An 8,437-nucleotide genomic window follows, 5' to 3' on the forward strand; every position below is an offset into this window, starting at 1 on the left:
TTTAGATAAAAGCTGAGTATTTACTCAGCTTTTTTTGTTGCTTACTCAGTTTGATGTAAAGTTGGGCCAGATAAACCAAACATAATGAGTTTCAAGATATCCTTGCGAAGCTCTTTTTTTTCACCGCAATACATAGCTTGCACATGTTCACTGAACATTAATTCATCCATAATGCGTAAATAATTATGAATGAGTGGTACAGGATAGTTGGCATAAATGATTTTTTTGCGTTGTAGCTCTTCAAAAAAATGATTCATGAAGATGTACTTTTTTTGGCGTTCTTGATGAAAAAATTCATCAAGATCTTTGTTTTTATTATTATCAAAATCTTTTAGAACAGGTGGCGTAAAAAATTGTTTTAGCGCTTCTTCTTGATAATCAAAAATTGCATTGATGAGTTCTTCAATATTTTTGGTATCACGTAGAATTTCTGTATAACGTGTTTTTACTTTAACTTGTTGTAATGTAATGATCTCTTTAAGCAGCTCTATTTTATTTTTAAAATAGCGATAAAAGCTCACGCGACTGATTTTTGCTTCAGCACAAATATCTCCGATAGAAATTCGTTGCCAACCATGTTGGCTAAATAGCTTTTCGCTGGCTTGGATAATTGTTTGTCGAGTTTGATTGTCCAGATTCATAACCTTCTCACCTACATTGATTGGCATATGGTAACTGAAAATTATCAGATAACCTAAAGCCAAGTATTTTTCATTTGAGATTAATAATCATTTGCATTGTTATTAAATAGTGATAGTATTACAAAAATTGTAATATCAGGCAATATTTGTTAACTAAAAGGAATCTTTTCATGTTCAAACATCAAAAAATAGCCATCGCAATGATGGCTGTCTTAGTTTCAGGTCAAGCATTTGCGGATGAATCATCAGAAGACATTGCAAAAGAAGATAAAATTACTGATTTAGATGCAGTGATTGTTGTCGGTGAAAAAGCAGGGCGATCACATTTTGAAACATCAGCAAGTACAGAGATCTTTGGTGCCAGCCAAATGCAGGCAGATGGTAATGTGCAATCTGTGAAGGATTTATTGAAACAAACATTGAACGTGGTAGATGTTGGTAGTGTGGGGAATGACTTACCTGCAATTCGTGGTGTAGATGGTTCTGGGCCAGCGCAAGGCGCTGTTGCTTTCTTAGCGGGTTCTCGTCCACGATTAAATATGTTAACAGACGGCCGATCCGCAACCTATAACGAATTTGCTTTTGCAACTCAGTCGTTATGGGATATGGAGCAAATTGAGGTTTTTAAAGGTCCTCAAAGTTTTTCTCAAGGCCGTAATGCAATCGCAGGTGCAATTGTTATGACATCCAAAGACCCAAGCTTTGATTGGGAAGGTGGTGCTAAATTATTAGCAGGTAACCAAAAAAGCCGTCAAGCATCTGCTGTGATTTCTGGCCCGATCATTTCTGATGAATTAGCATTTCGTGTGAGTTATGACCGCCAAACTCGTCAAAGTTATGTAAAACTGATGAATTATGAGCCTGTGGGTAGTCCTAGAGATATTGAAACAACCACAATGCGGGCAAAGTTATTATATACACCTTCGAACTTTCCTGATTTTTTTACACGTTTGACATTTAATAATATTAAATCACGTACACCGCAAAATGAGGCGTCGACTAATCCCGGTGCACCACGCTATACACCAGAGCGCCCGATGTTCAAAACAAGATCTTATGCTGGTATTTGGGATATTGATTGGCAAGCTAATGATTATCTAGGATTTTCAAATAAGGTTATTTATACCAAATATAAAAATAATCGTATGGGAGCGCCACATGTTCAAGGGATTCCTGCGACAGTTGATGGTAAAGAATGGCAGATTGAACCTATTGTAAGGTTTAATAATAGTGATCGATCTATTCGTGGTTTAGCTGGTTTATTCTTCTTTTCCGGTGAGCAGGATGAATCGGTCAAATTATTTGGGCGATCTAATGATTTCAAAGATAAAACAACAACAAAAGCCGCTTATGCGGAAGTGACATATTCACCTATTAAGACTTGGGATATTACAGTTGCAGGCCGAGTAGAAAAAGAGACTCATAAGCGTCATGGTGGCAGTTCATTGGTGACAGTCAATGTAGATAAATCCAAAACGGTATTTCTACCTAAAGTAGATATTGCTTGGAAGCCTACAGAAAACTTTACAACAGGATTTAAAGTGAGTAAAGGCTACAATCCAGGCGGTGCGGGCATTACCTTCGATGTACCATTTGTAGCTTATGAATATGATTCTGAACAAGTTTGGAATTATGAGTTATACAATAGAATTCGTACGTTGGATAATAAGTTAGAAATTTTTACAAATCTATTTTATAACCAATATAAAGATATGCAGTTGCCTTATTATTTGAGTGCAAATTCAGTTGTTATTCGTAATGCAGATAAGGTAGATACATATGGTGCAGAAATCTCTGCTAAATATCAGGCAACACAAAATTGGTTAGTTAACGGTGGTTTAAGTTATCTCAAAACTGATATTAAAAAATATCCAAATAGTGGCGTTGAAGGTCGAGAATTGAGTCGTGCACCGAAGTTCACATTTAATTTAGGGACGCATTACACATACAAAAATTGGGATGTGGGTGGTAATGTCCATTGGACAGATAAATATTATTCCAATTACACCAATGATAACAACGGCAAAATTTCTTCTTATACACAAGTGAACTTATATGCAGGTTATACATTTGAAATGGCAGGTATTGAATCAGCGCGTGTTTCATTTTATGCAGATAACGTGTTCAATTCAGAGCGCCCAACATTCATTCCCGCAAATGAAAGAAGAGAGGCTATTAAGCAGCGTCCACGTTCATTTGGTCTAACCGCAGAATTTAAGTTTTAAGAGAAGAGATTATGAGTTTACGACATCAAGATATTTATGAGCCCATTCAGGGTTGGCTAAGAAAATCCATTGTCATGGCATCCGTTGCACAAGCGATGAAAATGGGATTATGGTTAATGATGCTGGCAATCATTTGGGCATTATCAGAGCAGAAGTTTGGCTATGCTTATGGTTTAACGGTAGCATTATTATTCTTTTCAATTATTTATTACACATTGAAGATTAAAGCGCATGATCAAGCCCATTATGGTGCTTTTGAATTGGAAGAAATATTACGTGCGCGTTTAGCTAAAAAAATTAGCCAATTACCCATTGGTTATGTGCGTAACGTAGGTACAGGTGGTTTAGCAAAAGTATTGTTGGATGATGTGCATGCATTGCATTCCTATGTTGCGGATGCGCCGCCACTGAAAGCAGAAGCTTATGCAACGCCCATTTTAATTTTCATTGTATTGTTGATTTTTAATTGGCCATTTGCTTTGGCGGTGTTTGCATTTTGTGCGGTAATCTTTATGTCATTACAAGTTTTAATGCGTCGCGGCCGACAATTCCGCCGTCAATATATGGAATCATTGGCGCAAGTGAATTCTGCCATTATTGAATATGTGCAAGGCATGAGCACAGTTCGTGCATTTGATGCAGGCGATAGCTCATTTGGTCGCTATCAACAATCTTTAGAAAATTACAATAATGTGATGCAAGCGTGGCTCGGCAAAATTGGCTTGGGCAATCGCTTAGCTCGCACTCTATTTTCTCCGATGCCAATGCAAATTTTCTTATTAGTGATCGGTACAATTTTCTATGTGAAAGGCTATGTGAATTTCATTGATTTAGTGCTGTATTTCATGTTGGCAGCAGGGATTGTGGAAAGCTTGCATCCTTATATGGGCTTACATAGCTTATTAGAAAAATCTCGTGCATCCATTGAGCGCATTTGGGAAATTGAAGCGATGGCAGGCTTGAAAGAACCCACAGATGCGGATGCGAAATCCCCGACAAAACACAATATCCGTTATGACAATGTTTCATTCGCTTATGAAGAAGATGGTAATCCTGTATTAACGAGCGTGAGTTTTGATGTACCAGAACACAGCTTTACGGCGATTGTGGGTAGCTCAGGCTCAGGGAAAACGACATTGATTAATCTCTTGCCGAGATTTTGGGATGTGACAGGCGGCAGCATTCAAATTGGCGATGTGGATATCCGAGATATGAAGCAAGATGACCTCATGAGCCGTTGTTCATTTGTGTTTCAAGATAGTTTCTTATTCTCTTGCTCCATTGCAGATAATATTCGTTATGGTTTAGATGCCACAGATGAGCAAGTGATCGAAGCGGCAAAACTTGCCAATATTCATGATTTTATCCTGACTTTGCCTGAGCAATATGCGACAAAAGTTGGCGAGCGCGGTCAACTATTATCTGGTGGACAAAAACAGCGTTTAACCATTGCACGTGCATTTTTGCAGAATCGCCCAATTTTGGTGTTGGATGAGCCAACAGCATTTTCGGATGCTAAAAATGAAGCACTGCTAATGCAAGCATTCCAAAAACTAATGGTGAATAAAACCGTGATTATGATCGCTCATCGTTTATCCACGATCGTGGATGCAGATCAAATCGTTTATTTGGATCAAGGTCAAGTGATTGCAAAGGGTAGCCACACATCATTATTGCAAGATAACGCAGCTTATCAGCAGTTATGGAGTGATTACCAACAAACGCAAAACTGGACGATGACGCAAAACCATTAATTAGGAAGTGATTGAATCATTATGAAAAATTATATTAATCAAGAAACCAGAAGCGTGGACAGCGTTTGGGGTACTGTGAATCAATTGCTCATGGCAGCAGGAAAACAGCGTCCAGTATTAATCCGTTGTCTTGTTTTTGGTGTGTTTTCTGCCATCTTTTTTGGCATATCTTTGACGATGCTATATCCATTCTTTGAAGCTTTAGTGAATGGTGGCGAATGGGGTAAACCTTTAACCGTTGTGATTGTCTTATTAGTATTAAGCTTAATCTGCCGTCTCTTTTCAGAAAGTTATGACACAAAAGGTTATGCCAATTTAGCCATTCATGAATTGCGCCATCGCTTGGGTGAAAAGTTACGTAGCATTCCATTGTTGAGCTTGAGCAATCAGCGTTCAGGTGAAATCAACGCTGTATTAGTACAAAGTGTGAATGAGGCTGCGGGGTATGGCTTCATGTTAATGACAACGATTATTTACGCGATGATTGTGCCAATTTCAGCTGCCATTGCAATGGTGATTTACGATTGGCGCTTTGCTGTTGTGATGTTATTGGTTTTCCCAATGGCGATTCCATTGTACTTTTGGCGAAGAAAAGCATTCCGCCGTGGTTTCAGTATTCTAGCGGAAGCCAATGGTCAATTGAAAGGTGAAGCAATTGAGTTCATCCAAGGTTTAGACGTATTAAAATCCACAGGTGAAGTACAAAATAAACAAAGCACTTTTGCAGAAGTTGCGCATGATGTTGCAAAAATCCAAGCTTACGGCACGAAAAAAGGTGAAATTCCTAATTTAATGATCACATCCACCGTGCAATTGGGTTTAATCTTAATTGTATTATTGGGTATTTTCTTGGTGCAAAGCGGTAGCGCATCATTCTTTTTGCTCGCAACAGCAATGGTGATCATTGTGCGTGTAACGGATTTATTGAACTTCTTCGTGCAGATGTCCTCACTTTTGGAAATCTTTGTGATTGGTTGCGAGAAATTACAACAAATGTTGGCACAAAAAGATTTGCCTGAGAACGTATGTCAGAACATGCCAACGCAATATGACATCACCTTTGATCATGTGGATTTTGCTTACAACGAAGATAAAATCGCATTAAAGAATATTGATGTGACGATTCCTGAAAAATCCTTCACAGCTTTGGTAGGGTATTCAGGTTCAGGTAAAACAACATTAACGCGTATGATTCTACGCCATGATGATGTGACAAAAGGTGCTGTGAAAATTGGTGGCGTTGATATTCGTGATATGACGCAAAATCAATTAATGAGCATGGTTTCAGTGGTGTTTCAGGATGTTTATTTGTTCCAAGATACAATTTTGAACAATATCCGCATGGCAAGGCCAACAGCGACGGATGAAGAAGTTATTCTAGCTGCTGAAAAAGCACAATGCCATGATTTCATCATGCGTACAAAATTAGGCTATCAAACGGTGTTATCGGATTTAGGTAGCAGTTTATCGGGCGGTGAGAAACAACGCATTGCAATCGCTCGTGCTATTTTAAAAGATGCACCAATTCTAATTTTGGATGAGCCAACAGCAGCATTGGATACTAAAAATGAGTTATTAGTACAAAGAGCGCTGGATGCTTTATTGGTGAATAAAACGATTTTAGTGATCGCACATCGTTTATCAACCATCGTGGGCGCAAGCCAAATTCTAGTGATGGAAGATGGTGCAATCATTGAGCGCGGCAAACATGATGAATTAATTAGCCAAAAAGGTCGTTACTACGAATTTTGGCAAACCCAGCATGTGGCTTAAAAGGAAATAACTCATGAGTTCTATCAAACGTAGAGATTGGTTCCTGCTATTAAGCTTGGGCAATTTTAAGATTACACTCGTTGGTTTTTACATGATCAGCATTGTGACGATTTTAAAGCAGAGTGGATTTTCTTTAAATCAACTGAGTTTATTGTATTTGTTGGCTTCCATTGAGTTGGTGCAAGTATTGGTGTCGCTCGTGATTGAGCGTTATCAAGTGAATAATAAATCAGGGCATTTTAGGTTTTGGTTATTATTGAGTAATGGCATTATTTTCTTGGCATTGTTTGCACTGTTTTGGATTGATATTAAAGAGCAATTCAATTGGCTTTTGGTCATCTGCTTTGTACTCAGTATTATGGGGATCTTCCTAGCAAGCGCCACATTGGGTTTAAATAGTACGATTTTAAGTTATAAAGAGCGTGGCTTTGGCGGCGTTGTGCAAGTGCTATCCGCACGCTCTGGAAGGATGATTGGCGGCGGTTTAGTTTTATATCTTTATCAGCATTATGGTTGGCATATTGCCGTTGGATTGATGCTGTTTTTATCATTCATTATGTTGGTGCAGATCTATTTTTATCGTGAGCCATCATTGCAGCAAAGCATACAGAAAAAGGTTGTGCCATGGCGTGATCTATTGAAGCGCATTTGGACTTATTGGTTGCAACCCACAACAGGTTGGCGTTGGTTTATTTTGCTGATTTTATCTTGCATGCCATATGCATTCACAGCCACAACATTCATTCCTGTGTTGAGCGATCAAGGTTTTGATGCAGCACAAGTGGGTACGATTTTAGCAGTGTACTTACCGATTTTATGTATGATTGCAAGCCCTATTTCAGGTTGGATGATGCGCCATTTAAGCCGTTATACAATGATTTTTAGTATTCTGTTCTCACAAGTATTCGTATTGGCGTCATTCATCTTTGTGGAAGAGCTAACGAAGCTTTATCGCAATGCTTTCATTGTACAGATCATGGTGTTAAGTATTGGCTATACATTGCTTTTACCAGCGGTGATGGCAGTATTCATGGATAAAGCAGGGAAAGAGATGGCAACGCTCGATTCATCATTACAATACACAGTGATGATGACAGGTGCATCCATCGCAAGCTTCTTATCTTTGCGCTTGGCAAGTCATTTTGGCTTTGGTTGGGTGTATGGATTATCAGCGGCTGTTTCTTTAGTGATGGTGATTTTTATTTTGTTATTCTGTCAGCGTATATTTATTGTAAATGAGTAAAGTTTCGTAAACAATAATATTACAAATATGTAGTAAAAAAACCTCAAATAAATCTGTATTTGAGGTTTTTTTGTTTTTATGGTTAATAAATGTAATTCTTTGGTAGTTTTTTATTTTTATAAGCAATTGAAATATAGATATTTTTGTTTTTGAATTGCAAAATATCGTCATAAATACTTTTATTTATATTTTTATGTGCTAAATTTATAGCGATATTGGCCAGAATAATATAATAAAGTCAGTTATCTAAATTTTTAGGATTAATATTTAAAAATATTTTTAAGGGGTTGGGGTAAAATGAATAGTTTGATGAGTAAATTATTAAGTAGGGTTGTTGCGCCTGTAGTTTTAACTTGTGGCATGTTAGGCATGGCAAATGCGCAAGGGCAAAATCCGATTGTGATTAAGTTTGCACACGTTGTTGCAGATTCAACACCGAAAGGCCAAGGTGCTCAAATGTTTAAGAAATTAGCAGAAGAGAGATTGCCAGGCAAAGTTAAAGTAGAAGTTTATCCAAACTCATCATTGTATGGTGATGGACAAGAAATGGATGCGTTATTATTGGGGGATGTTCATTTATTAGCACCATCATTGGCAAAATTTGAACATTATCAAAAGAAAATTCAACTGTTTGATTTACCGTTTATCTTTGATGATATGGCGGCAGTGGATCGTTTCCAAAACAGTCCAGCTGGTCAAGGTTTGTTAACGAGTATGAAAGATAAAGGTATCACTGGTTTAGCTTATTGGCACAATGGTTTGAAACAATTGTCTGCCAATAAAGAATTGCGCACACCAAAA

6 protein-coding genes are annotated in these 8,437 nt (G+C 37.8%); 5 read left to right on the forward strand and 1 reads right to left on the reverse strand.

The window, feature by feature from the left end; all coding sequences use genetic code 11:
* Nucleotides 1–41: 41 nt before the first annotated feature.
* The gene (locus BZK14_RS03805) at nucleotides 42–641 is read right to left on the reverse strand and encodes a TetR/AcrR family transcriptional regulator (protein ID WP_171973630.1); all 600 of its coding nucleotides are present in this window, start codon (nucleotides 639–641) and stop codon (nucleotides 42–44) included.
* A gap of 170 nt (nucleotides 642–811) precedes the next feature.
* Between BZK14_RS03805 and BZK14_RS03810 the strand changes: the two genes are divergently transcribed.
* The 5 genes from BZK14_RS03810 to dctP all read left to right on the forward strand — a co-directional run.
* Complete coding sequence (locus BZK14_RS03810) at nucleotides 812–2,866, forward strand: TonB-dependent receptor (protein WP_077925263.1); 2,055 nt, start codon at nucleotides 812–814, stop codon at nucleotides 2,864–2,866.
* Nucleotides 2,867–2,877: 11 nt separating this feature from the next.
* The gene (locus BZK14_RS03815) at nucleotides 2,878–4,620 is read left to right on the forward strand and encodes an ABC transporter ATP-binding protein (RefSeq protein WP_077925264.1); all 1,743 of its coding nucleotides are present in this window, start codon (nucleotides 2,878–2,880) and stop codon (nucleotides 4,618–4,620) included.
* A gap of 21 nt (nucleotides 4,621–4,641) precedes the next feature.
* Nucleotides 4,642–6,393 carry an ABC transporter ATP-binding protein gene (locus BZK14_RS03820; RefSeq protein WP_077925265.1) on the forward strand — a complete coding sequence of 584 codons (1,752 nt, stop codon included), beginning with the start codon at nucleotides 4,642–4,644 and terminating at the stop codon, nucleotides 6,391–6,393.
* A gap of 13 nt (nucleotides 6,394–6,406) precedes the next feature.
* Nucleotides 6,407–7,636, forward strand: coding sequence for an MFS transporter (locus BZK14_RS03825; RefSeq protein ID WP_077925266.1), 1,230 nt, complete (start codon nucleotides 6,407–6,409; stop codon nucleotides 7,634–7,636).
* Nucleotides 7,637–7,996: 360 nt separating this feature from the next.
* On the forward strand, nucleotides 7,997–8,437 hold a 441-nt coding region (dctP, locus tag BZK14_RS03830; RefSeq protein ID WP_245831148.1), incomplete at its 3' end, for a TRAP transporter substrate-binding protein DctP.

Origin of the sequence: Wohlfahrtiimonas larvae, assembly GCF_002006755.1 — a bacterium.
GTDB classification, from domain to species: Bacteria; Pseudomonadota; Gammaproteobacteria; order Cardiobacteriales; family Wohlfahrtiimonadaceae; genus Wohlfahrtiimonas; species Wohlfahrtiimonas larvae.